The organism is Abditibacteriota bacterium (genome assembly GCA_017552965.1).
In the GTDB taxonomy this organism is placed as follows: domain Bacteria; phylum Armatimonadota; class UBA5829; order UBA5829; family UBA5829; genus RGIG7931.
This window is the reverse complement of record JAFZNQ010000009.1, coordinates 105,769-132,209: the sequence shown is the minus strand read 5'-3', so window position 1 is coordinate 132,209 and position 26,441 is coordinate 105,769. Positions and strand designations below refer to the sequence as shown.

The 26,441-nt window shown below is 54.0% G+C and carries 18 protein-coding genes; all 18 read left to right on the top strand.

Translation table 11 applies throughout. From position 1 onward, the window contains the following. The first annotated feature begins 36 nt into the window (after positions 1-36). Positions 37-2,175 carry a hypothetical protein gene (locus IK083_01540; GenBank protein ID MBR4748242.1) on the top strand — a complete coding sequence of 713 codons (2,139 nt, stop codon included), beginning with the start codon at positions 37-39 and terminating at the stop codon, positions 2,173-2,175. A gap of 92 nt (positions 2,176-2,267) precedes the next feature. Then, positions 2,268-3,377 (top strand): sn-glycerol-3-phosphate ABC transporter ATP-binding protein UgpC, encoded by a 1,110-nt coding sequence (ugpC, locus tag IK083_01535; protein MBR4748241.1) that lies wholly within the window; start codon positions 2,268-2,270, stop codon positions 3,375-3,377. 168 nt (positions 3,378-3,545) lie between these two features. Continuing rightward, positions 3,546-5,000, top strand: a complete 1,455-nt coding sequence (locus tag IK083_01530) for a hypothetical protein (GenBank protein MBR4748240.1) — start codon at positions 3,546-3,548, stop codon at positions 4,998-5,000. A 1-nt stretch (position 5,001) separates the two neighbouring features. Continuing rightward, positions 5,002-5,856 (top strand): acetyl-CoA carboxylase carboxyltransferase subunit beta, encoded by an 855-nt coding sequence (locus tag IK083_01525; GenBank protein ID MBR4748239.1) that lies wholly within the window; start codon positions 5,002-5,004, stop codon positions 5,854-5,856. After that, on the top strand, positions 5,856-6,821 hold the full coding sequence (locus IK083_01520) for an acetyl-CoA carboxylase carboxyltransferase subunit alpha (GenBank protein MBR4748238.1): 966 nt from the start codon (positions 5,856-5,858) through the stop codon (positions 6,819-6,821). The genes IK083_01525 and IK083_01520 overlap by 1 nt, the downstream gene beginning before the upstream one ends. A 1-nt stretch (position 6,822) precedes the next feature. After that, entirely contained in the window at positions 6,823-7,434 is a 612-nt protein-coding gene (gene recR, locus IK083_01515) for a recombination protein RecR (GenBank protein ID MBR4748237.1), read from the top strand. A gap of 160 nt (positions 7,435-7,594) precedes the next feature. Further along, positions 7,595-11,122, top strand: a complete 3,528-nt coding sequence (nifJ, locus tag IK083_01510; protein ID MBR4748236.1) for a pyruvate:ferredoxin (flavodoxin) oxidoreductase — start codon at positions 7,595-7,597, stop codon at positions 11,120-11,122. Between the two features lie 44 nt (positions 11,123-11,166). Next, entirely contained in the window at positions 11,167-11,961 is a 795-nt protein-coding gene (locus tag IK083_01505) for a metallophosphoesterase (GenBank protein ID MBR4748235.1), read from the top strand. A 9-nt stretch (positions 11,962-11,970) separates the two neighbouring features. Then, positions 11,971-12,813 carry a metallophosphoesterase gene (locus tag IK083_01500; protein MBR4748234.1) on the top strand — a complete coding sequence of 281 codons (843 nt, stop codon included), beginning with the start codon at positions 11,971-11,973 and terminating at the stop codon, positions 12,811-12,813. A gap of 58 nt (positions 12,814-12,871) precedes the next feature. After that, positions 12,872-13,663 (top strand): metallophosphoesterase, encoded by a 792-nt coding sequence (locus IK083_01495; protein ID MBR4748233.1) that lies wholly within the window; start codon positions 12,872-12,874, stop codon positions 13,661-13,663. 45 nt (positions 13,664-13,708) lie between these two features. Then, complete coding sequence (locus tag IK083_01490) at positions 13,709-15,814, top strand: glutamine synthetase III (protein ID MBR4748232.1); 2,106 nt, start codon at positions 13,709-13,711, stop codon at positions 15,812-15,814. Positions 15,815-16,120: 306 nt separating this feature from the next. Next, positions 16,121-17,980, top strand: a complete 1,860-nt coding sequence (locus tag IK083_01485) for an alpha-galactosidase (GenBank protein MBR4748231.1) — start codon at positions 16,121-16,123, stop codon at positions 17,978-17,980. A 96-nt stretch (positions 17,981-18,076) separates the two neighbouring features. Next, positions 18,077-19,327 carry a hypothetical protein gene (locus IK083_01480; GenBank protein ID MBR4748230.1) on the top strand — a complete coding sequence of 417 codons (1,251 nt, stop codon included), beginning with the start codon at positions 18,077-18,079 and terminating at the stop codon, positions 19,325-19,327. An 84-nt stretch (positions 19,328-19,411) separates the two neighbouring features. Next, positions 19,412-20,674, top strand: coding sequence for an L-rhamnose isomerase (locus IK083_01475; GenBank protein ID MBR4748229.1), 1,263 nt, complete (start codon positions 19,412-19,414; stop codon positions 20,672-20,674). Continuing rightward, the gene (locus tag IK083_01470) at positions 20,674-22,161 is read left to right on the top strand and encodes a rhamnulokinase (protein MBR4748228.1); all 1,488 of its coding nucleotides are present in this window, start codon (positions 20,674-20,676) and stop codon (positions 22,159-22,161) included. Before IK083_01475 ends, IK083_01470 begins: the two co-directional genes overlap by 1 nt. Then, positions 22,148-23,095: a hypothetical protein gene (locus tag IK083_01465; protein ID MBR4748227.1), complete on the top strand. Its 948-nt coding sequence runs from the start codon at positions 22,148-22,150 to the stop codon at positions 23,093-23,095. Before IK083_01470 ends, IK083_01465 begins: the two co-directional genes overlap by 14 nt. Beyond that, positions 23,092-24,882 carry a penicillin-binding protein 2 gene (gene mrdA / locus IK083_01460; GenBank protein ID MBR4748226.1) on the top strand — a complete coding sequence of 597 codons (1,791 nt, stop codon included), beginning with the start codon at positions 23,092-23,094 and terminating at the stop codon, positions 24,880-24,882. The genes IK083_01465 and mrdA overlap by 4 nt, the downstream gene beginning before the upstream one ends. Beyond that, positions 24,879-26,435 (top strand): N-acetylmuramoyl-L-alanine amidase, encoded by a 1,557-nt coding sequence (locus IK083_01455; GenBank protein MBR4748225.1) that lies wholly within the window; start codon positions 24,879-24,881, stop codon positions 26,433-26,435. The genes mrdA and IK083_01455 overlap by 4 nt, the downstream gene beginning before the upstream one ends. The last annotated feature ends 6 nt before the right edge of the window (positions 26,436-26,441 follow it).

Sequence of the window (26,441 nt, the reverse complement as noted above, 5' to 3'; positions counted from 1 at the left end):
GTCGGGTCCGCAAGGGCCCGTTTTTTTGGTGTCTAAATGCGTAAAGACAAGCTCGTCCTGATACTTATCCTGTTTGCAGTCATAGACTGCGCTTTCCTGTACCGGCCGCTGTTTTGCGGCAAGACTCCCGTCCCCGGGGATTATCTGAGGCAAATGCGTCCCTGGTCCGACAACGGAGAAAGGCTGCAGTGGAACGTGCTGATGGCAGACGGAGTGCTGCAGTTCTACAACTGGAGGCATTTTTATGCCGACTGCGTCAAAAAGGGGGAGATGCCCCTCTACAATCCCTACGAATTGTCGGGGACTCCTTTTGTCGGCACCGGACAGTCCGCCGTGTATTATCCTCTGCATCTGCTGCTGGTCCCACTCGGGCCGGACAGAGGACTGGGTATATTGCTGCTGCTGCATCTGTATGCGGCGCAGGTCTTTACTCTGCTCCTGCTGATAAAATACGGGTCGGGCAGGATGGCTGCGGCTCTGGGGGCTCTGGCTTATTCACTCTCGGGCTTCATGGTCTCCTGGATGGAGCTGCCCACGCTGGTATATTCGGCTGACTGGCTCCCCGCCGTGTTCTATTTTGCCGCCCTGGCCTTTGACCGCCGCAGCGCTTATTACGCCGCAGCGGGCGGGGCCTGTCTGGGTCTGTCGGTGCTGGCTGGGCACCTGCAGATAGCCATGTTCGTATGCGGCTGCTCCCTGTTTTTTGTCCTGTGGCATCTGCTCGCCGGCGTCCGGAAAAGGGAGCTCTCAGGCCTTCTCGTAACGGTTTCCTTCATCCTGTGTTTTGCGTTTGTCTCCGCTTTTCAGCTGCTGCCTTCATCGGAGCTGTACGGAGAAAGCACCCGCAACGTCCAAAGGAGCGCCGAAGGCTACGCCCGTTACGTGTCAAACAGCCTGCATGGAGAAAGGCTCGTGACCCTGTTTATGCCGGACTTGAGGATCAACTTTATTACCGAAGCCGACAACATAGAATACTGCGCTTATCTGGGCATCTTGCCCTTGTTCCTGGCTTTCTGCGGTATCGCAGGCACCCTGCGGGCAAGAAAAAGCGAAAGGTACGTTTTTCTGACGCTTCTGGCTCTGGTATTGCTGGTGGCCTGCGGCAGCCCTCTCAATTACCCATTGTATTATCTGATCCCGGGCTTCAATTCCATGGGCGGACCCAATCGGCTGCTGTTTGCGGTGATCTTTTTCCTGAGCCTTTTTGCCGCTTTCGGCCTGGACGACCTGCTGCGCCTGAAAGAGGGCAGGAAGGCTGTGGTTTTGTGCTCTCTGGGAGTTATGGCCGCGCTGTTTGCGCTTTCTGTGGCGGCCTGGCTGGGCAAGACAGGAGAATTCATAGACCAAAGCATGGCGAGCGTGGTCATTTGGGACTCCGCGGGCAAGCCCGCCGTATTTCTGCTCTCCCTCGTTGTCTTCGCATGTCTTTTGTTTAAGGATATCAGCAGCAAGCGCGTAGTTCCCGCAGCGGCTGTTGTTCTTGCAGCGGCGGACCTGCTCTCCTTCGGTATGCCTCAGCCTGCTTATACGGACACGGCCTTCCTGCAAAAAGAACCCAGGCTCGCCACATATATCAGGAGCCTGGACTATACCAGATGCGCCTTTATCAACAGCCGGTGGAGCCTGACGGTGATCCCCGACGCTCTGATGCCTCCGGATATGTGCATGCTCTACGGCATCAGGGAAGCCGGCGGCTATGATTCGCTGTATTCTGATGCATACAGACAAAAGCTCACCGCTATACTGGAAGAGGATCCGTCTCCGCCGGAAAACGGCAATATTATGTTCGTCAAAAAATATGCTCCCGGCCTGGGGGACCTCTGCGACATAGTCGTTTCGGCGGCGCCACTGGAGTCGGAGGAGCTGGACCTGCTTGAGATCGTGGACGGCTGCCGGGTGTACCGCATAACCAACTCCCGGGCGCCGAAGATGAGATATCTGAACAATTATACAGTGGCCATCAAATCCGGGGACCGGGAGAGAGCCTGGCTCTGCGGCAGATGGGTGAAGATCCAAAGCCCGGAAGCGAAGCCCGGCGAGGAGGTGTGGCGTTATTCTCCCAGAATCGTGCAGCCTCTGTGGGCCGCTCTTTCTCTCGTCATTCTGGCTGCCTGGCTGCTCTTTGCGGAAAAATATTTGAAAAAATGCTCTTCCGCCTCCCCGGATGTGATATAATATACTTGAGGCTTTCGTTTTGAGCCTGACTAAAAAATATATATGTAGCGTCTTAACGGGATTGAAAACGCGCTTAAGACAAGGAGTTTCAAATGGCTGAAGTAACCTTCAGGAACGTATTCAAGGATTACAAAGAGGTCAAGGTCGTCAAGGATTTTAACCTCAAGGTGAACGACAAGGAGTTTTTGGTGCTGGTCGGCCCCTCCGGCTGCGGCAAGACTACCTGTCTGAGGATGCTGGCCGGTCTCGAAGAGATCACCAAGGGCGAGATACTCATCGGCGACCGCATCGTCAACGACGTGTCTCCCAAGGACAGAGATATAGCCATGGTGTTCCAGAACTATGCTCTGTATCCCCATATGTCCGTGTTTGACAACATGGCCTTCGCTCTGAAGCTGAGAAAAATGCCCAAGCCCAAGATCAAGGCCAAGGTAGAAGAGACTGCCGAGTTCCTGGGTCTGTCCGAATATCTGCAGAGAAAGCCCAAGCAGCTCTCCGGCGGACAGAGACAGAGAGTCGCTCTGGGCAGAGCCATCGTCCGGGAGCCCAAGGTATTCCTGATGGACGAGCCCCTGTCCAACCTGGACGCCAAGATGAGAGTTTCCATGAGAAGCGAGCTCATCAAGCTCCACAGAAAGCTGGGCATCACCACCATCTACGTTACCCACGACCAGACCGAGGCTATGACCATGGGCGACAGGATCGCCGTTATGAATGACGGTATCCTGCAGCAGCTGGATACGCCTCTCAACATCTACAACAACCCCGCCAACGTGTTCGTGGCCGGCTTTATAGGCACTCCCGCCATGAACTTCATCGACGCTCAGGTGGAGAAGACCGGCGACGAGGTGTTCTTCAACATCAACAATGAGTTCAAGCTGCTGGTGCCCGCCGACAAGGCTGCCGCAGTAGAGAGCTACGCAGGCAAGAAAGTCATATTCGGCATCCGCCCCGAGCATATATATGATGCCGCTCTGGACGGACTGGTGAAGCCCACAGACACCAATACAGCCACCGTCAAGGTGGACGTGTCCGAGCCTATGGGCAACATAGTGGTCATGTACCTGAACGCAGGCAACATCGATATCACCGCCACCATCGACTCCGAGACTCAGGCCAAGGACGGCTCCGTGATGAAGATCATCTTTGACATGGAAAAGGCTCACGCCTTTGACGCCGACACCAAAGTGGCTATATTCTGACAGTCGCATCTTCAGCCCCGGCGCCCCGTATGGGCCCGGGGCTTTTTTGCGTCAGGCAGACTACGGCTTGCCGGTGAGCTGCGGGAGGGGCCCCGGGGCCTCGGTCATTGATAATATTCCCGAAATGTGGTATGATACTAATGAATAAGTGTAAATCAGGAGACTGTGATGCTGAAATATATCCTGTCTGTTGTGACAGTCCTTATGCTGTGTACGGCGGCCATGTCGGCCGATTACAAGATAGAAGCTCCGGATGATCTGAAGAAATACGTTCCAGAGGTGGAAAAAGCCCTGGGAGACGCCTTAAATGAGATCCTGGCCAACGAAAAGCAGGCCATGAACATACTGAAGCCCTACGCCAGGGTGTCGAAGGATATATGCGACTTTCTGGGGTGTCCCGAAAAGGACGCAGAGATAAGGCATTGGGTGAACACCTATTACAACGACTCCGTGGTCATCGCCAAGACCCTTTCAAAAGTAGTGCTCATATCCGAGGCGGACGCCCGCAAGGAAAAGAACCTCCAGAAGGGCTACGTGAACTACATGTTTTCAGACAAGACAGAGCGCGCCGAGATCATCATGTCGGCCCAGCCCTACTATCAGGAAGAGCTGCTGAAAAACGTCTGCTTGCCCGTGATCATCAAAAGCGACGGCACCGTGTTTCAGAAGGAGCAGCTGGTCTCCGCTCTGGCGGGAGCCTGCGGAGTAGGGGAGGCAGCGCCTGCTCTCACTGTCAGGGCTATGGTGTCGGACATCATGAAAAACGTCACCAAGACCTCTCCCTGGTTCTGCCGCTGGTATACCGAAGGCATGGCTTACAAGGTGACCAGCGAGCTGCTCTCCCAATATTCCCCTGCCCAGAAAAAGCTCTTCGACCAGATATTCTCTCTGAAAGACGAGTCCCGGGAGCTCAGGGACAAGGTGAATCTGTGGGACTTTGCCGACATCAGCGTCATGCTGGCCGACAAGAGCTACAACGGCAAGCTGGACGCTGCCAACATACAGTATGCCTGCGAGCTGACCGACGCCCTGTATGAGAAGGTGGGCAAGAAAGGCTTTGGCTCACTGAATGCCGAGCTGAAATACGACACCCGCATCACCAACGAAAAGATCTGCGCCACCGCGAAGACCCTTTTTGATATGGATCTCAAAGCCCGTCTGCTGGAATACAGCCCTCAGAACGTGAAGGACGTGGTGTCAAAGGGCTCCGTGTCCGACGAAAAAAAGCAGGGTGAAGATGCCATCATAGCCCATGAGTGGCAAAAGGCAGTGGACTCTTATGCTGTCTGCCTTCTGTTTGACCCCGGCGATTACAACGCCAGACTGAATCAGGCTACAGCTTACAGAGAGCTGGGCGATCTGACAGCCGCCGACGTGTGCATAGCCATTACCGCCAACACCATGGATGAGGGCAAGGCCACCATTCATCTGGTGGACATAGAAAACAACGACAACGCCGTGGTGGTCCTGGGCAAGTATTTCTTCCTGCAGGAAGCTTATCCTCAGGCCTACGGGGTCCTGCTTTCCGTGTATGAGGACCACAAGGATTGGGAGGACGTGGCCTCTCTGGTGGAAATGCTGGGCAAGGCCTTCGACAAAAAGGAAGCCAAGGAGGGAGAATAGCATGGCGAACTGGTTCGGCAGCCTGAAATCCGGACTCAGGCCCGACAAAAGCAAGCAGATAGATTCGCTGCCCGACGGCATATGGATCAAGTGCCCCTCCTGCAACGAGATACTCTTTACCAAGGAGCTCCTTAAAAATCAAAAGGTGTGTCCGAAGTGCAGCTATCATTTCAGGCTGTCTGCCACCGAAAGGATACAGGCCACCTTTGACGAAGGCACCTGGCAGGAGACCAACACCGAGCTCTCTTCCGGCAATCCTCTGGACTTTCCGGAATATGAGTCCAAGCTGAAAAAGGGCGCCATGAAATCCGGTCTGCGGGATTCGGTCACCACCGGGACCGGCAGGATAAACGGCTTTGCGGTGTCCTGCGCCATATCCGACTTTGCCTTTATGGGCGGCTCCATGGGGTCCGTGGCCGGCGAAAAGATAGTCCGTTGTCTGGAGACTGCCATTGACAAGCGGATCCCGGCTCTGGTCTTTACGGCTTCCGGCGGCGCCAGGATGCAGGAGGGCATACTGAGCCTGATGCAGATGGCCAAGACCTCCGCAGCGGTGGCCGAGATACACAGGGCCGGACTGCCCTACGTGGTGGTCATGACCGACCCCACCACTGCCGGAGTCCACGCTTCCTACGCTTCCCTGGGCGACTTTATCTTTGCCGAGCCCGGAGCCCTCATAGGTTTTGCCGGAGCCAGAGTGTCGGAGAATACTCAGGTCATGCACGACAAGCCGGAGGATTTTCAGACTCCCGAGTTCCAATTGAGGAACGGCATGATAGACGGTATCATACAGAGAAAAGAGCTGAAAGGGGTACTGGAAAGAGTGTTTATGTTTGCCCTTGGGGAGGTGCGCTGATGCCTCAGTGGAATATTCTGGAGCTGGAAAAGCCTATCAGCGAGCTGGACAGGCAGATAGACGAGATCAAAAGGCTCTCCATAGAGCAGGGAGCCGATTACTCCGAGGACGTCAGGACTCTGCAGACCCAGAGAGACGAGCTTCTGAAGAAGGTGTTCAGTCATCTGTCCACCTGGGACAGAGTGCTCCTTGCAAGACATCCCAAAAGACCCTATACTCTGGATTATGTTCGCAGCATATTTGACGAATACACAGAGCTCCACGGAGACCGTCTGTATCAGGACGACAACTCCATGGTGTGCGGCATCGGCTCCATCGGAGGCCGGCAGGCGGCTTTTGTGGGCCATCAGAAGGGCCGCAACCTGAAGGACAGACAGTTCAGGAACTTCGGTTCCTCCAAGCCCGAGGGCTACAGAAAGGCCATGCGGGTGATGCGTCTGGCCGAAAGATTCAAAAGACCTGTGATCTGCTTTGTGGACACTCCCGCGGCCGACTGTACCGTGGGCTCCGAGGCCAGGGGCATCAGCGAAGCCATCGCCCGGAACATGATGGATATGAGCGTCCTTGCCTGTCCCGTCATCGCTGTGGTCATAGGAGAAGGAGGCAGCGGAGGCGCCATAGGCATCGCCGTGGCCAACACGGTGCTCATGCAGGAGAACTCCATCTATTCCGTGATCCCTCCCGAGGGCTGCGCTTCCATTCTGTGGAGAGACAAGGCCAAGGCTGCTGAAGCCGCCGAGTCTCTGAAGATCACCGCCGACAGCGCTCTTTCGCTGGGTATCATCGAAGAGATCATCCCTGAGCCTCTGGGCGGAGCCCACAGAGATACCGAGCAGGCTGCTGCAAATATCAGAGAGAGCCTCGTCAGGCATATGGACAGGCTGTCTGCCATGAGTGAAGAAGAGCTGATCTCTGACCGTCTTGCCCGCTTCAGAAAGCTGGGCATGTATTCGGAGGAAAAGTAGCATGTTTTCGGATTATGCCAATCCCCTGGCCAGGCTGATATCCAGGCTGGAGGCCTTCCCCGGAGTAGGCGCCAAGTCGGCTGAGAGGATAGCCTTTTTTATCCTCAATATGCCCGAAGAGGAAGCCGAGGAGCTGGCTGCGGCCATCATATCCGCAAAAAAAGAGATCAGGAAATGCCGGATATGCTTCAACTATTCCCAGGAGGACATCTGTTCCGTGTGCGCTGATCACAAACGGAACACTGACTATTTGTGCGTGGTGTCAGATCCGAGGGACATCATTACCATGGAGCGCACTCACGAGTATCACGGTCTTTATCACGTGCTGGGCGGCCTTATCAATCCCAGTCAGAACGTGCTGCCCGACGATCTCAACATCAAGCCTCTGGTCAAGAGAGTGGAGGAGGGGACCTTCAGGGAGGTCATCATGGCTCTCAACTCCAACACCGAGGGAGACGTCACCAGTCTTTATCTGGCCCGTCAGCTGAAAGGTCTGGGAGTAAAGGTGACCCGCATCGGCAGCGGGATGCCCGTGGGGGGCGAGATAGATTATGCCGATCAGGCCACTATGATAAAGGCCATCGAGTGGCGCAGAGAAATAAACGTAGATTAAGACACAGATAAATAATATATGCAAAAGATGGAGCCCTAAAGGGGCTCCGTATGGTTTTTTGCCTGTCTGTTGTGTTATAATATAATATGGTATTCAGATAGCAGCAGACGCTGTTTGATATATACGCTGCAAAGCTATTTCTTACAAGGAGTCTAAATTTATGGCAAGAAAGATGGTTGGCATGGACGGAAACCAAGCCGTTGCACATGTCGCGCATGCTACAAACGAAGTGATCGCCATTTACCCGATCACTCCATCTTCTCCTATGGGTGAGCATTCGGATGAAAAGTCTGCCAAGGGAGAAAAAAATATCTGGGGGACTATCCCTTCGGTGACCGAGATGCAGAGCGAAGGCGGCGCTTCCGGAGCTGTTCACGGCGCGCTTGCTACCGGCGCTTTGACCACTACCTTCACCGCGAGCCAGGGTCTTCTTCTGATGATACCCAATATGTACAAGATCGCCGGCGAGCTTACCAGCACGGTCTTTCACGTGTCTGCAAGAGCTCTGGCAGCTCAGGGTCTTTCGATCTTCGGCGACCACTCCGACGTGATGGCCTGCCGTCAGACTGGCTTTGCCATGTTTTGCTCCAATTCCGTACAGGAAGCCATGGACTTTGCTCTGATAGCTCAGGCCGCTACTCTGAGAGCGAGGATACCCTTCCTGCATTTCTTTGACGGCTTCCGGACCAGTCATGAGGTCCAGAAGGTGGAAGTGCTGGAATACGACGATATGAGAGCCATGATCGATGACGATCTGGTGCTCGCTCACAGAAAGAGAGCCCTGTCTCCCGATCATCCCACCATCAAGGGTACCGCTCAGAACCCCGACGTGTATTTCCAGGGCCGCGAGACCGTCAACAAGTATTATCAGGCAGTGCCTGCCATCGTGCAGGAAGAGATGGACAAGTTTGCCAAGATAGTGGGCAGACAGTATCATCTGTTTGAATACGTGGGCGCCGAGGACGCCGACAGAGTCATCATCATCATGGGCTCCGGCGCAGAGACCTGCCAGGAGACCATCGAGCACATGAAGAGCGAGAAGGTGGGCATGCTCAAGGTCCATCTTTACAGACCCTTCTACGCCTGCGACATGATCAAGGCTCTCCCCAAGACAGTGAAGAAGATCGCTGTTCTGGACAGGACCAAGGAGCCCGGCTCCTACGGCGAGCCTCTCTATCTGGACGTTGTGGCGGCCTTCAAGGATGCCGTGGCCTGCGACAAGTGTGACAAATTCTCCGAGATGCCCGTCATAGTGGGCGGCCGCTACGGTCTGGGCAGCAAGGAGTTCACTCCCGCCATGATCAAGGGCGTATATGACGAGCTCAAGAAGGACAAGCCCATGAACAACTTTGCCGTGGGTATCGATGACGACGTCACCGGCAAGTCCATCAGCTACGATCCTTCCTTTGACACCGCTTCCGACAAGGTGTATCAGGCCATGTTCTTCGGTCTGGGCTCCGACGGTACCGTGGGCGCCAACAAGAACTCCATCAAGATCATAGGCGACCTGACCGACAACTATACTCAGGGCTACTTTGTGTATGACTCGAAGAAGGCCGGCTCCATCACCACCAGCCACCTGAGATTCGGCAAGGATCTGATCCGCAGCCAGTATCTCATCACTACCGCCGACTTCGTGGCCTGCCACAATCCTTCCTTTATCGAAAAGTACGATATGCTGAAGAATATAGCTGTTGGCGGCACCTTCCTGCTGACCACCAGCCATTCTGCCGACGAGGTCTGGGACACTCTTCCCATAGAAGTCCAGCAGCAGATCATCGACAAGAAGGTCAACTTCTACGTGATCGACGCCATCAGCATTGCCGAAAAGCTGGGTCTGGGCGCCCGCATCAACGTGATCATGCAGACCGCCTTCTTCAAGATCAGCGGCATTATCGAGATAGACAAGGCTGTGGAAGCCATCAAGAAGGCTATAGTCAAGTCCTACGGCAAGAAGGGACAGAACGTGGTGGATATGAACACCGCCGCAGTGGACGAAGCCCTCACCAACATCTACAAGGTGGACTATCCCGCATCCGTCACCTCTAAGGTGCACAAGCCTGCTGCCGTGTCCGATGACGCTCCCGAGTTCGTGAAGGACTTTACCGCTGTCATCATGGCCAACGAAGGCGACACCCTGCCCGTGTCCAAGATGCCCGCCGACGGTACCTTCCCCGTAGGGACCACTCAGTACGAAAAGAGAAATATCGCCGTCAACATCCCCGTCTGGGATCCTGCGAAGTGTATCCAGTGCGGTCGCTGTTCTCTGGTGTGCTCTCATGCTGCCATCAGGCAGAAGGCCTATGATCCCGCTCTGCTGGAAAAGGCTCCCGCCACCTTCAAGTCTGCCGCCTGCAAGATGCCCAAGGCTCTCAAGGATGCCGGCATGTTCTTTACCGTACAGGTGGCTCCCGAGGATTGTACCGGCTGCGGCGCCTGCGTGGAAGCCTGTCCCGCCAAGGAAAAGGCCATCTCCATGCAGAAGCAGGAGCCTCTCAGAATGCCCGAGAGAGACAACTTCGACTTCTTCCTGTCCATCCCCGAGACCGACGAAAAGTATTTCGATCGCTCCTCGGTCAACGGCTCTCAGTTCCTGAAGCCCTTGTTTGAGTTCTCCGGCGCCTGCGCAGGCTGCGGCGAGACTCCTTACGTGAAGCTCATCACTCAGCTCTTCGGTGACAGGGCTGTCATAGCCAACGCTACAGGCTGTTCGTCCATTTACGGCGGCAACCTGCCCACCACTCCCTACACCACCAACGCTGAAGGCAGAGGTCCCGCATGGTGCAACTCCCTGTTTGAGGACAACGCCGAGTTCGGTATGGGCTACAGATTGACCATCGACAAATTCAACGAGATGGCTCTTGAATATCTGGATAAGGCCGTGGAAGCCGGTGTCGTGGACGCCAAGCTGGCCGAAGAGATCAAGAACGCCGATCAGTCCGACAAGGCCGGTATCGACGCTCAGCGCGAGCGCGTGGCCAAGCTGAAGGCTGCTCTTCCCGGCACCTGCCCCGATTGCAAGCAGCTGGAATCCCTGGCCGACTATCTGGTCAAGAAGTCCGTATGGATCCTGGGCGGCGACGGCTGGGCCTACGACATAGGCTACGGCGGCCTGGATCACGTGGTGGCTTCGGACAAGAACGTCAACATCCTGGTCCTTGACACCGAGGTCTATTCCAATACGGGCGGACAGATGTCCAAATCCACTCCCAGAGGCTCCACCGCCAAGTTTGCCTTCGCCGGCAAAAAGACAGGCAAGAAGGATCTGGGTATGATATGCATGAGCTATGGTACCGCCTACGTGGCAGCCGTATCTCTGGCAGATCCCGCACATCTGGTCAAGACCATGATCGAGGCCGAAGCCTACGACGGTCCTTCCATCATCATAGCCTACGCTCACTGTATCGCTCACGGCATCAACAACACCAAGGGCGTTGCCGAGCAGCAGAAGGCTATCGACTGCGGACACTGGCTGCTCTACAGCTACAATCCTGCAGTGGCAGAGGGCGTCAATCCTCTGAAGGTCAACAAGAAGCCCATCAAGTGCACCTTCGAAGAATACGCTCTCGGCGAGAACCGCTACAAGCTGCTGAAGAAGGTCAATCCGGACAAGGCAGACGCTCTTCTCAAAGCCAGCCAGGAAGACATCAACAAACGTATTGCCAAATACGAAAAGCTGTCACAATAATCTAAAAATAAGAGCTGTCTTCGGATGGCTCTATTTTCTTTTTTATGAAACCCGGGTCTTTTTCATTCGTTCAGATATCCGACGTTCATATAGGCTGGCTGTACGCAGTAAGGCAGGCAGCATTCGGCTCGGAGGCGTGTATGGACAATACTCATCTCCTGAGGTGCGTGTCCCAGGTCAACGCCCTCCGGCCGGATCTTGCCGTGTTTTGCGGCGATATGGTGTGCTTTGCCAGAGAGCAGCTCCTCATCGACAGATTCAAGGAGAGCGTGTCGGGGCTTTGCTGCCCCGCCCATTATACCTGCGGCAATCACGACATTCTCATGTCTCCCGATGAGATCGGTATATACAGGCAGAGCTTTGGCATGGAAAATGACGCCTACGAATACGGCGGAAGTCTGTTTGTCAATCTGAATACCTGCTGCATGGAAAAGTATTTCATCGACAGGGATCTTGCCAAAAGGGGTCTGGAATGGTTTGAGGCGGTTTTATCTGCCTCCCGCAGCAGGTCCTATGACCATATTTTCGTGATATGTCACGTGCCGTTTTTGGTGTATGCTCCCGATGAAGAGGACAACAACCTCAGCGTCTTGTCCGAATTCAGAGGCCCGTATCTGGACCTGCTGGAAGAAAACGGAGTGGAATACGTGCTGGCAGGGCATACCCACAAGGAGTTTGACGTGACGGTCCGCGGTACCAGACACCTGACCAGCACCACTCTGTGCCAGCCCTCCGAAGGATTGGAATATGCCGGCTTCAGGCTGTTTCGGGTGTATCCGGACAGGATCAGTGAGAGGTGGATCACTCTCGGTGAAGACGTAAATAATATCAATTTGTGAGGCATCACTATGAAGCTCATCGCTATTTTCGCTGTTTTATTGTGCTCGGTGGCAGCCGTGTGCAAGCCTTTTTCCTTCATCCAGCTTTCCGACCCCCATATGGGTTGGCTGGCAGCTATCAAGAGAGTGGAATTGGGGGCTCCCGAGTCTCTTGACAATACAGAGCTGAAAGCAGCCGTGAAGAAGATCAATGCCATGAAACCCGATTTTGTTTATTGCTCGGGGGATATGGTTTCCTTTGCCAATCACGAGGGATATGTCGCCAAATTCAAGGAAGCGGTAAAAGATCTGGAGATGCCTTTGTACTGCGCAGCCGGAAATCATGATATTATTATTACCGAAAACGGCCTTAAGCATTATTACGAGGATTTTGGCAGGGATTATTATAAGTTTGTTTACAACAATTCACTGTTTTTGTGTGTGGACACCTGCGCTACGGAAAGATACCGTAATTGCGATGCCTACGAGAAAAAACAACGGCGCTGGCTGGAAAACAATCTTGAGGGGTCCAAAACCTGCGGCTATGACCATATCTTTGTTTTGTGCCACGTTCCTTTTATAGCAAGGAGCTTTGACGAAGGAGAGTCATACAGCTCTGTAAGACCCGATCTCAGGGAGAAATACCTGACTCTCTTTAAAAAATACAACGTGGAATTTGTGCTCGCAGGCCATCTGCACTGGGAAACGGATATTCTTTATGACGGCACGCGTCATATCGCTGTCCAGAGCTTTGTATCAGACCCGAATTGGAATAAGTTACCCAAGGGTTTCCGTTTGTATAAGGTTTACGACGACAGAGTGGAAACGGAGTGGCTCCCTCTTTCGGACGATCCGCAAGAAATAATGTTGTGAGGAGTATATCATGAAACTTATCGCTGCTGTTTTTATTTTTATATGTTCATGCGCAGTTATGGCAAAGCCTTTTTCCTTCATCCAGCTTTCCGACCCCCATATGGGGTGGCTGGCTGCCATCAAGCAGGTGGAGGTGGGGACTCCCGAATCTCTTGACAACACCGTGCTGAAGCAGGCTGTAAAAAAGATCAATGAGATGCAGCCCGACTTTGTCTTTTGCTCCGGAGATATGGTGTCTTATCCCAACGACGCCCGCTACGTGGGAAAGTTCAGAGAAGCGACGGAGGGTCTCAAGTGTCCTCTCTATTGCGCTGCCGGCAATCATGACATCATCATCAATCCCAACGGTCTGCAGAAGTATTATGCGGATTATGGCAGAGATTATTATAAATTCGTCAAAAACAATTCCCTCTTTCTGTGCGTGGATACCTGCGCTACGGAGAGATACCGCAACAGCGGCGAATATGAAGAGCGGCAGCGCCGCTGGCTGGAAAACAATCTGGAGGGCTCCAGGACCTGCGGCTATGACCATATATTCGTGCTGTGCCACATCCCCTTTATATCCGAGAGCTATGACGAGGAGGAATCCTACAATGCGGTGAGGCCTGACCTCAGGGAAAAGTATCTCGCTCTGCTGGAAAAGTATCACGTGGGATACGTGCTGGCAGGCCATCTCCATTGGGAGACAGACATCACCTACAAGGGCACCCGCCATATATGCGTCAGAAGCATGGTGGGCTGCGCCCAGAGCAAACTGCCTGTAGGCTTTATGCTGTACAAGGTGTATGACGACCGGGTGGAGACCGAGTGGGTGCCGCTGGAAGGAGATGCCAAAAAGATAGTCTTGTAGGCCCGTATGGGCCTTGTATAGGTCTGTAATTACGTAGGAGGTAATATGAAAACAGATCCATTTGCAATGTACGGGACCAATGTGTTCAGCGAATCCGTGATGCGCGAGCGTCTGTCGCAGGACGTATTTGCCGCTGTCAAAAGAGCCATGGACCTCGGCGAGTCACTGGATCCGGAGACCGCCGATATAGTGGCGGCCGCCATAAAGGATTGGGCCATCAGCAAGGGAGCCACTCATTATTGTCACTGGTTTCAGCCTATGACGGAAGTGACTGCCGAAAAGCACAATGCCTTTATTACTCCCGATGACGGAGGCAGAGCCATTGCGGAATTCGGCGGCAAGCAGCTCATCAAAGGCGAGTCGGACGCATCGTCCTTCCCTTCGGGAGGTCTGAGAGCTACCTTTGAAGCCAGAGGCTACACAGTGTGGGACGTGTCCAGTCCCATGTTCGTCAAGGAAAACGGCGACATGATATCTCTGTATATCCCCTGCGCCTTTTGCTCTCAGAACGGAGAGATACTGGACAAGAAGACCCCTCTTCTCCGCAGCATCGACGCTCTCAATAAGCAGGCCCTCAGAGTGCTGCGGGCTCTGGGAGACAAAGAGACCGCCCGGGTAGTCCCGGCTATGGGAGCTGAGCAGGAATATTTTCTGGTGCCTCTGGAGCTGGCGGAAAAACGGCTGGACCTGAAGCTCTGCGGCAGGACCCTGTTCGGAGAGCTGTCAGCCAAGGGCCAGGATGACCTGGAAGACCATTATTACGGGAGCATCAAGGAGAGCGTAGCCACCTTTATGAACGAGATCTCCTCCGAGCTCTGGAAGCTGGGAGTATGCGTCAACGCGCAGCACAACGAGGTGGCTCCGGCTCAGTTTGAGATAGCCCCATATTTCGGCTCGGTGAACGTGGCCACCGACCAGAACCAGCTCATCATGGACACCCTGAAAAGAGTGGCCGAGCGGCACGGCTTCATGTGTCTCCTGCACGAGAAGCCCTTCAAGGGGCTCAATGGTTCCGGCAAGCACAACAACTACTCGCTGATCACCAATACGGGCGAGAATCTGTTTTCGCCGGGCTCCGCTATGAGTGAGAACGACCGGTTCATGGTGTTTATCTGCGCCGTATTAAGAGCCGTGGACAAGTATCAGGGGCTTTTGCGGTCCACCGTCGCCACCGCCGGGAACGACCACAGACTGGGAGGCAACGAGGCTCCTCCGGCCATCATCAGCATCTTTCTGGGCGACACGCTCATGAATGCCATATCCGACTTTATCAAGAGCAAGACCGGCAAGAGGTCCAAGCGCAAGGCTCTGGAGCTCAGTCAGAGCATCCAGACCCTGTATCTGGACACCAACGACCGCAACCGCACGTCTCCCATGGCCTTTACCGGCAACAAATTCGAGTTCCGCATGGTGGGCTCCGCTCAATCCACCTCGGGTCCCAATTTTGCCCTGAACACCATGATCGCAGAAGTGCTGTCCGAATTTGCCGACAAGCTGGAAAAGTCCAAAGACATCCATCAGACCGCCAGAGACCTGGCAGCCCTGACATTGAAGGAAAACGGCCGCATCATATTCAATGGCGACAATTATTCCCGGGAATGGGTGGAAGAAGCGCAAAAGAGAGGCCTTCTGAATCTGGTGTCCACCCCTTCGGCTCTGAAGGAGCTTATCGCTCCGGAGGTACAGGCACTCTTTTTGAAGCACGGGGTCCTTTCCGAGGTGGAGCTGCAGGCCAGATATGATATATTGCTGGAAAGATATATCAAGGCGGTGATCCTGGAAGCATCGACCATGAAGAAGATGATCAGCAGGGATATCATACCTTCGGTGATAAGCTACTCCGGCAGCCTGGGCAGCGATATCACTGCCATCAAAAAGGCGGGCTTTGAGCCCTCGAAGGCCATAAAGGACACTCTGCAGCTGATGCTGGACTCCATAGACAGTCTTACGGAACGGGTGAACAGGCTGTCCGATATGATCACGGAGATAAAGGCCATCGAAAACAACGTGGAAAAGGCAGATGCGGTGTTTGGCAGGCTGAGGCCTCTGATGCTGCAGATGCGTATCGAGTCCGACAAGATAGAAGCGGTGATAGATCTGGATTATTGGCCTATACCCACCTATACGGACCTGCTTTTCAAATACTTGTAGACAGCAGAGACTGCGCGAAAGCGCAGTCTTTTTTGTGTCCGGTGAGCTTTGCCGCTGATATGACGCCGGATGTCCGGTGTCGATCTGCATGACCGAAGGCGCGACACCACCCCGGCGCCATCTTGGGGAAAGACAAACAGAGTGAGCCCGTTGCAGATTCTTCGATGGCCGGTGTGATATAATACTTTTAGATATAATTTAAAACCGGAGAGCCGATACATGTAATATGCGGCCATATTCCTGCCGCTTATCATCTTCGCAGTCTCATAGGCTGCGACATGGGCCGAAAGTCCGTAAGGAGAAAAAATGCTTAAGAACAAAAGATTAGCCAGCTTTGTCTATGACGGCAGGTATGTTCCCGTTTCCATCGACATCCTGGACAAAACCGGCAAAAACGAGTACAGCAAGACTCTGTTTGACAATCTTCTTGTCACTTTGAAGGTCGAGTCCAAAACGGAGAACAGCCTGGACTGGACTTTATACATCAAAAATACCGGATCCGGGAAAACAGGACGCATTACAGCTTTGCTGGGAATGGACACAGAGATACCTGTATCCGGCAAAGCGGAATTCAACTCCATCACCGGAGATCATTGCAGCGAGCAAAATTTTCTGCCGGTAAATAAGACCTTGTTTGACGGAACTATTCTGGCATTTTCGCCTCTGAATGGCCGATCCAGCCAGGTTACGGCCTTTCCCTATTTTGACGTTACAGGCAAGGACAAGGGCTTTGTGGGCGCTATTGGATGGACGGGGCAGTGGGACCTGACTGTTGAAAAACTGCCCGGATCGGTGGTACTTAAAGCCGGCCAGGAGGACTGCGATATGTATCTTTTGCCCGGCGAGGAGATACGCAGCACCCGCTCGCTACTGTATTTCGGTTCGCCTGACCGTTATGAACTCACCAACGGTTTCAGGCAGTTTCATAAGAAGTATTACAGCCCAGCTGTACGCAAAGGCTTCAGAGTTCCCATTGCCATGCAGTGCTTTGACAGGTATTTCTGGGGAGAAGCCACGAGAAGTAATATTGCCACGGAACAAGGCCAGCTTGCCATGATAGACCGCACCATAAAGACCGGGCTCTACAACACCTATTGGATCGACGCCTGCTGGTTCCGGGACGGCTTTCCCACGGGTGTTGGCAATTACGCTTTCTGCGAGGGGTTTCCTGAGGGCCTCAAGAATATCTCGCGTGTTCTCCATGAACACGGCATGAAGTTCATCGTATGGTTTGAGCCCGAGCGGATAGATATAGAATCTGACACTTACACCTTCGCCAAGGACAAACCCGGCTGGATCCTGCAAAACCCTCCCGATCACCGCAACAGGATCTTCAACATGGGAAACGACGAAGCCCGCAAATGGCTTGCCCGGACTATAGGTGATTTTATAGAAGAAAACGGTATAGACTGCTACAGGCAGGACTTCAACGCGGATCCTCTTGAATTCTGGCGCGCGGCCGACCCTGCGGGGCAGAAGGGGATCACCGAAAACAAGTATATTACCGGCTTGTATAAATACTGGGATGAGCTTTTGGAGCGTTTTCCGGAGCTCTATATCGACAATTGCGCTTCCGGCGGCAGGCGCAACGATCTGGAGACCATGAGCCGCGCTATGCCCATGTGGCAGAGCGATACCAGCTGCTCAGGCGGTCCTCAGACCGCTATGATACACCAGAACGAAAACGCCGGTCTCCATACTTATCTGCCTTTCCATACGGCATCCTGCTGGTGGGAAAAGGCCTATGAGGTCCGTTCGGCCATGACAAGCGGTATAATAGTCGATTACGATATGGCCAATCCCCAGTACGAGCCCATGCTTGCCGAAAATGCCATGAAGGAGGTCAGGCGTCTTGCTCCGTTCTGGGATGGACGGTATAAAGCCCTGACGGACATTTGCCCCTCCGAAACCGTCGGCTTCGCTTATCAGCTTATCAAAAATAACAGGGGCTGCGTGGCTGTATTTCGCAGAGCAGAGGATGAAGAAGCGGTGAAAACCATCAGGCTTGTGGATCTGGAGCCACGGACCACATACAGGGTGACCTTTATCGACGAGACCTACAAAAGGAAGACTGCGATCCGCACGGGCAAAGAGCTCATGAGCGGCATCCGGGTCGAATTGCCCGAAAAGCGCTCCAGTCTGATCATAGAATTCAGACCCTTGTGATATATGAGGGCGGTCCCGGTGCCGCCCTTTTCTCTTTACTTATCGCCGCCGATTAACTATAATAAGAATAGCAACACTGCTTTCGAGGAGCCCACAATGGAAAACAACAAATATTACGCCAGCGATTATTGCCGGCTGGACAGCAACGTGATACTGGGAGGGGGCACTGACGACACCCGCGCCCTGCAGGCCCTGCTGGACAAGGCCCTGGTGGATGGCAGAGTCCACCTGGTTCTGGACGGAGCCGCTCTGACGACCGGCCTCACGGTGCATTCCAATACCACCATAGAATGCCCCGACGCCTCCTGCGGTCTGTATCTGGCAGACCATGCCGACAATTTTCTGATCACCAATTCCGGCAAGAGCGCCGTCAAGATCAAGACCTCCAACGTGACCATACTTGGCGGCACCTTCAATCACAATTGCCGCAATCAGGTCCATCACACTCAGGAGCCCCATGAGGCAATATGCGAGACCTTTGTGCCCAGTGAGTTTTTGCCGGCTTATAGGAGAGGCGTGATGGCCATGGAATTCGTAGGCATCAGGGATCTCACCCTCAAGGACGTGGTCTTCAGAAATCAGAGGACCTACGCCTTTCACTGCGTGAACTTTGAAAGGGTGAACATGGACAACATCAAGATAGACCTGCCGGATCATATGCCGTATCAGAATCAGGACGGTCTCCACTTCATAGGCCCGGGCCGTTTTCTCAATCTGCGCAACATACAGGGTACGGCGGGGGATGATATCATAGCCATCACTCCGGACGAATACGACTGCAAGAGCGATATCACCGACGTCATCATAGACGGCCTCATGATGAACAATTCGGATCAGGGCATCAGGCTGCTGAGCCGCGGCACCGGCAGGCTGGACAGAGTCACCATCAGAAACGTCACAGGCACCTACAACAGCTACGGCTTTTACATCAATCCCTGGTACAGGGAAGCTCAGGGCAATATAGGCTCGGTGTATATAGAGAACGTGTTCGTGGATCACGAGAAGCCCACCTACGACTACGTAAACAATATGCTGTTCAGGGTAGGGGGCAAGGTGGAGAATCTGGTCATCAAGAACGTGTTCTGGCACGCCCACACCAAACATTATTCACTGATGGACATAGGTCTTGACGACGGCAGCGACATAGTGCGCCACCCGTCGGATATAGGCAATATCTACATTGACGGCCTCTATATCAACGAAGAGGATTTTGAAGGCAAGAGCGAATACATCAAGGTCTATTCCAATATAGACAATCTGGTGATCAAAAACCTGATCTCCAATTCAAAGGTGCCCCTTATCAAGGTCATGGAAGGCGGCTGTCTCAAAAAGCTGACTCTCGGCTGACAGGTGTGCCGTCTATGGACGTGATTTTGTTCTCATTTTGTTTTGTGATATAATATAAGTGTATTTATTAACGAGGTACTCATTATGAACGACAAGCAGATAATCGCTTCCTACGAATTGGCAAAGGAAGTTTATGCCGAGGCCGGCGTCGACACCGACAAGGCTATAGATATTCTGGGCAGCATACCCATTTCCCTGCACATCTGGCAGTCTGACGACGTGGCCGGCTTTGAGGGAGGCGGCGAGATCACCGGCGGCATAGCCGTCACCGGCTCAAACCCCGGCAAGGCCCGAAATATCGAAGAGGTCACGGAAGACCTGGACTTCAGCTTTAGCAAGGTGGCCGGCAAGCACAGGCTGGACCTCCACGCCATCTACGGAGACTTCAAGGGAAAAAAGGTGGACAGAGATCAGGTAGAGCCCGAGCATTTTGCCTACTGGGCCGATTGGGCCAACAGCAAGGATTTCGGTCTGGATTTCAACGGCACATTTTTCTCTCATCCTCTGGCTGCGGACAACTTTACCCTGTCCAGCAAGGACGACAAGATAAGGAGCTTCTGGATCGATCACGCCAAGCGCTCCAGAAAGATAGGAGCCTGGCTGGGCAAAAAGACCGGCAAGAGGGTGGTAAACAACATCTGGATCCCCGACGGCTACAAGGACATACCCATTGACAGAAAGGCCCACAGAGAGATCCTCAAGAATTCTCTGGATGACATACTGTCGGTCAAATACAGCGGTTCGGAGCTGGCTGACTCTCTGGAGATCAAGCTCTTCGGCGTGGGAGTCGAAAGCTATACCGTGGGCTCCAACGAGTTCTATACTCCTTATTGCATGACCCATCCCGGGACCATGATATGCTACGATTCCGGACATTTTCATCCCACGGAAGACATCAGCGACAAATTCAGCTCCGTCCTGTGCTTTATGGACGAGATCATGCTGCATATCTCCAGACCTGTCCGCTGGGATTCGGACCACGTGACCATTCTGGACGATACCCTGCGGAATATCATGGAGCAGGTGGTGCGTCTCGGCACGGATCATTTCAACATCGGTCTGGACTATTTTGACGGCTCCATCAATCGCACCGGCGCCATGATCATGGGCCTGCGTGACGCTCAGAAGGCTCTGCTTCTGGGGCTTTTGCAGCCCGTCTCCGTCCTGAAGGAGCTGGAAAACAAGGGAGCCTATTTCGAGAGACTGGCCCGTCTTACCGAATCCAGATGCCGCCCCTGGAGCGCAGTATGGGATTACTTCTGTCTGTCAAACAACGTCCCCACGGGTGACGCATGGATCGATGACGCCGTCCGGTATCAGAACAAGGTGGCGGGAGAAAGACACTGATGGACACTATGACATTTGCTGCAGTGGATCTGGGGGCCGAGAGCGGCAGAGTGTTTCTGGGAGAGCTCTCCGAGGGCAGGCTGTCCGTAAAAGAGGCCCACAGGTTCCTCAACGACTATATAGTCATCAACGGCAAAAAGAAATGGATGCTCTACAGCCTTTTCAAGGAGATCAAGATCGGTCTCCGAAAGGCTGCCGAGGCCGCCCGTACTCCCATTGCGGGCATCGGCATCGATACCTGGGGAGTGGATTACGGCCTGCTGGACTCTGACGGTGAGCTGTGCTTTTTGCCCTGTCAGTACAGGGACGAATCCTTTGTAGGAGCATCCGACCGTTTTTATGCCGAAAAGATGGACAGAGACGCAGTGTTTCAGAGAGTCGGCATCCAGAGCATGGATATCAACACTCTGTTTCAGCTGTATGTGGCCGGCAGAGACAATCCGGCGGCTTTGGAAAACGCAGAGACTCTGCTCATGGTGCCCGACATCCTGAACTACTGGATCACCGGCGTCAAAAAGACCGAGTATTCCATAGCCTCTACCTCTCAGATGCTCAACGTATACGACAAGACCTGGGCGACGGATATAGCCGAACTGGCCGGAGTCCCCACTCGCATACTGCCCGAGATCAATGATACCGGCTCCCTCCTGGGCTGTGTCACCGAGGATATCAAGGCCGAAATGGGAGTCTCCTATGACATCCCCGTCTTTTCGGTGCCGGAGCATGACACTGCTTCAGCCGTAGTGGCGGTGCCCTTTGAATCCTCCGATGCGGCTTTTATCAGCTGCGGGACCTGGTCTCTGGTGGGTATGGAGCTCCCGGGCCCGGTGGTCAATGCCGATTCGGCCCGCTGCAATTACACCAACGAAGGCGGAGCCTACAATACCATCAGGTTCCTCAAAAACATCACAGGCTTGTGGATAGTGCAGGAATGCCGGAGATTCTGGCTGGCCGAAGGCAAGGACATATCCTATGGGGATATGACTCAGCAGGCGGCGGAGTGTCCCGGCTTCAGAAGCCTGATCGACCCCAACCAGCAGGAATTCGTGTCCGCAGGCAATATGCCCGCCAAGATACAGGACTTCTGCCGCAGGACCGGTCAATACGTGCCTCAGACTGTGGGAGAGATCATTCGCTGCGTCAACGATTCCCTGGCTCTTGCTTACAGGCAGGTGATCCTGAATCTGGAGGAGATCACCGGACAGAAGATAAAGCGCATCCATATGGTGGGCGGCGGTATCAAAAACGTGATCCTGTCGGGCCTCACTGCCAATGCCTGTCAGAGGACAGTGGTGACCGGGCCTGCCGAAGGCACGGTCATAGGCAACATCATGGTCCAGGCCATTTCCTCGGGAGCCGTAAAGGACGTCTGGGAAGCCAGAGAGATCATCAGGCGCTCCGAGAACATCGGCCGCGTCGAGCCGGATGCCGAGGTGCCGTCGGAAGTCTTCGACAGATTTGACGCTCTCTGTGATGAAAGCCGTTAAGAGCGCGCTGGCAAAAGCAGCCGGAACGCCCTGGGTGGTGAGCCTTGTGTGCGTTGCGGCCTTTTTGGCGTGCTGGTATCTGCTGCCGCTCATGAGAGTGGACCGATTGTGCGCTCTCGTGAGTGATGCTGCAGGAAAAAAGGCAGCAGCTGCGGTGTTCCTGTTCGTCACGCTCTCTTCTGCCTTTGTGACCATGCTGCTGCAGTTTGCCTTTGTGTACAAGCTTATCGAGCAGCGCTTTGCTCTGTGGGTGTATATCGTCTTCTTTTTTGCAGGGCTTTTGGGTATGCTGGCCATACTGATGATGATACACAGCCACGTAAAGACCTGGCCTCCCGATACCACCTATATCAAGCAGCTGAGGCTTCTGGCGGAGAACATCAACAACATACGCGCTCCCCATATGGGCGTGTACAGCGTGTTCATAGTAACTCTGTCCATGGCTTTCGGCTATTTCCTGTCCTTTGTGGTCAGGGAAAAGAACCTGCTGGTGCCCATTATGCTGTGCTGCGCCATCATAGACGTGTGGACAGTGTCTTCCGGCTTTGTGCACAGCGTGATAAACAAGGCACCCGCCGCTATCGGCGCAGTCAGCAGCTCTCTGCCTGCCGCAGGTATGGGCAAATTCAGTGTCATCAGCACCATAGGAGCCGGTGATTTTATATTTCCGGCCATGGTGTTTGCCTGCGTGTTCCGCTTTGGCTTTGCCGGACGGAAGAACTTTTGGATGATATTTGCATTTCTCTATGCGGGGATGCTGCTCATACTCACCGGCCTTCTGCCGTATCTGCCCGCTCTGGTGCCTGTATGTCTGGCGGTACTTCTGGCCAACTTCAGGGAGTTCAGCCTGTCCCGCAGGGAGTGGGGCTATATGGCCATCGTATTCCTGTGTCTCGCCGCAGCGCTCTTTGCAGTCCGGAAGATCCATCTATGAGAAACACCTATGACGCTCAGCCTTTTGAGATAAGGTCCCGTATTTACTGGCTGGCTTTTATCTTCGCGGTAGCAGTTGCAGCCCTGGGCTTCAGGCTGTGGTATCTGCAGATCAAGGAAGGGCGCATGCTGCTGGAGGCTGCCAACAACAACCGTATCAGGATCATACGGACCAAAGCCCCCAGAGGCAATATAGTGGACTCGAGAGGTATTCCCATCGCTCAGAGCAAAAAGCTGTTTATCATCTCCGCCATTCCCGAAAAATTCAAAGATAAGCCCCGGGAGCTCTCGGAGTTTTGTCATATACTGGGGATCAGCATCGATGATTATCACGAGATAGTCAACAACTCGTCACTGCCGGTGGGAGCGCCTGTCAGGATAGCGGTGGACGTGCCTTTTTCCACCATAGTCACACTGGGCGAGCACCGTATGCTCTTTGACGGAGTGGTCATAGAAAACGATTTTGTCCGGTATTACCCCCGGGGCCGGTACTTTTCGCATCTCACCGGCTATCTCAGAGAGATCAGCGGCGAGAGCCTGAAGCTGGCGCGGGAGCAGGGCAAGCAATACCGGATGGGCGATTACGTAGGCGTATTCGGCCTGGAAAAATACTATGAGGATCAGCTGAAGGGCCTTGACGGAGGTCAGAGGATCGAGGTCAATGCGGCGGGCAGAGTGGTAAAGGATCTGGGACAGCAGCGATCTGTCCCCGGCAATACCCTTCATCTGACGGTGGATTCCCGTCTTCAAAAGGCTGCCTGGGAGGCTCTCGAAGGCAAGACCGGGGCCCTGGCTGCCATAGAACCATCAACAGGCAGGGTGCTGGCCATGGTGTCCAGACCTGATTTTGATCCCAATATTTTCGTGAGAGGCCTGAAGCGCTCGGACTGGAAACAGCTGGTGGATGACAAGCAGCATCCGCTCATAAACAGAGCGGCTGCCAGTGTGTATCCTCCGGGCTCCACCTTCAAGCCGGTGATATCTGCCGGCATATTGCAAAACAAGGCCGCATCGGTACACACCACTGTGTCCTGCCCCGGCTATTACAGACTGGGCAGCTACAGAAAGGGGTGCTGGACCAGCCATGGCCGGGTGGATTTTTACAAGGCAGTCAGCGAATCCTGCGACGTATGGTTTTACGCCGAGTCCGTCAGGCTGGGCATAGACAAGATATGCGAGACCTCCCGTGAGTTCGGCTTGGGCATATCCACCGGGATAGACCTGCCCGAAGAGCCCTCCAAAGGCGGCAGGACAGGCCTTGTGCCCGATCCCGAATGGCTGGAGGAGCATGCCCACAGAAAGTGGATGAAGGGCGATACCCTCAACGTGTCCATCGGACAGGGCGACGTGCTGGCTTCGCCGCTGCAAATGGCCTGCGCCATAGGCTGCATAGCCAACGGCGGCTCTCTCTGCAGACCTTATCTCCTGGATCGCATCACCGACTCCACGGGCTCTGTCATTTTTGAGGCAAAGCAGGAGATAAAAGGTTCGGTGTCCGCTTCCCGGGAAGTCCTGGGGCAAATAGCAAAGGCAATGGAAAGGACTGTGGCCAGCGGCACCGGCAAGGCTGCAGCCATACCCGGGGTCCGCATTGCAGGCAAGACCGGCTCGGCTCAGGCCGCAGGCGGGCCTGCTCACGGATGGTTCGTGTGTTATGCCCCGTGCGAAGATCCGAAAATAGCCATAGCCTGCATAGTGGAGAGAGGCGCCAGCGGGTCCGGGTCTGCCGCTCCCGTGGCAAAGGCAGTCCTGGAAAGCTATTTTGAATACAAGAAAGGAAACGAATGACATTGCGCAATATCGTATATTATATACTTCCGATCATCTGCATGGCTCTGCTGTCCTCCGCAGCAGTGTCTGCAAAGGATACGAAATACAACGTCAAGGTGGACGGAAAAGCAGTGACCTGCGCCATGGCTGTCAAGCAGGGCAGGGACGTGCTGGTATCCCCCGATATATTCAACCATCTGGGGCTTGATTACGAACAGATGGGCCAGGGCAACATCAGGATAATGGGCACCGAGTCCGTCATCAGCTGCGTGAAGATGATGGACGTGTATCTCATCAACGTCAATGAGATAGCCGACGCCACCGGCTGCGATGTCGTGGAGACCAGCATCTCCTCCAGCATCAATTTTGTAAACAAGATCCGCAACATAGAGATCACAGACGACTTGCTGGAATTGGACCTGGCTTTTCCCTGCCCTTACACCGTATTTGTATATGACAACCGATTGATATTCGATTTTGACTCACTCAAAAAGTCTCCGGAGAATACGGATTACACAGTGGACAATCCCCGCATATCCGGCGTTCGGTTCGGGACTCCCGAGGCCAATACGACCAGAGTGGTGTTCGACCTGCTGGGCAAGGTGCCCAACAGCGCCAAATATCACCGCAAAGAAAATATCATCCGCTATGACCTGAAGGTCTTCGGCACCACCACTCTGCCCGAAATCTCAAAGGTGGAGCTGCATCCCAAATACGACGGCAGCTGCGAGCTGGTGCTGAAAAACGGCGCCTTTACTCACCCGGTAGTGTCCTGCGACATACACAAGGGCCAGTACACCGTCTCCGTCAAAAACTGCAAGATCACCTACAAGGGAGTGGCGTCGGACAACGGCCTCAGGGTCAGCGTACTCAACAACCAGACTCTCCTGGTGGCTTCCGAATACATCAGGGACGTGGAGGTCCGGCCCGAGTCAAAGGATACGGTCATAGTGTTTTATGCCCCACTGGTCAAAAAGCTTTCGGATGTGACGGTCACCATTGACGCCGGGCACGGGGGGACCGACAAGGGCGCCATTTACGGCAGCTTTTTCGAAAAGGATCTGAATCTGCTGGCCGCCGGAGAGGTAGCCAGAGCCCTGGCGGAGAAGGGCGTGAACGTGCATATGACCCGTACCGACGACTCCACTCTCTCCCTGAAGGACAGAGGCGCATTTGCCATCAAAAAGGATTCGGATCTGATGATCAGCTTTCACTGCAATTCCTGCAAAGGCACCGATACCGGGACAGGGATCGAGACTTATTATCACAAGGATTATACCCTGTCCAAATATTTCGGCGAGCTGTTTCACAGCGAATTCGTGAAGAACAACTCTCTCTTGAATCGCAAGCTCCATTCGGATACTGCTCTCTATTCTTCGGGTCTCGGGGTGCTGAGGGCCGCCAACGCGGGAGGCGTCCCCGGCATACTGGTGGAGATGGGATTTATCAATAATTCCAGAGACAGAGCTCTCCTGACCTCACCTGATTACAGACAAAAGATCGCCGAGGACGTCCTGACGGCAGTCACCAGATATTTTGAAGCGAGACCCGTAAACCATGCAAGGGAGTAATTACGT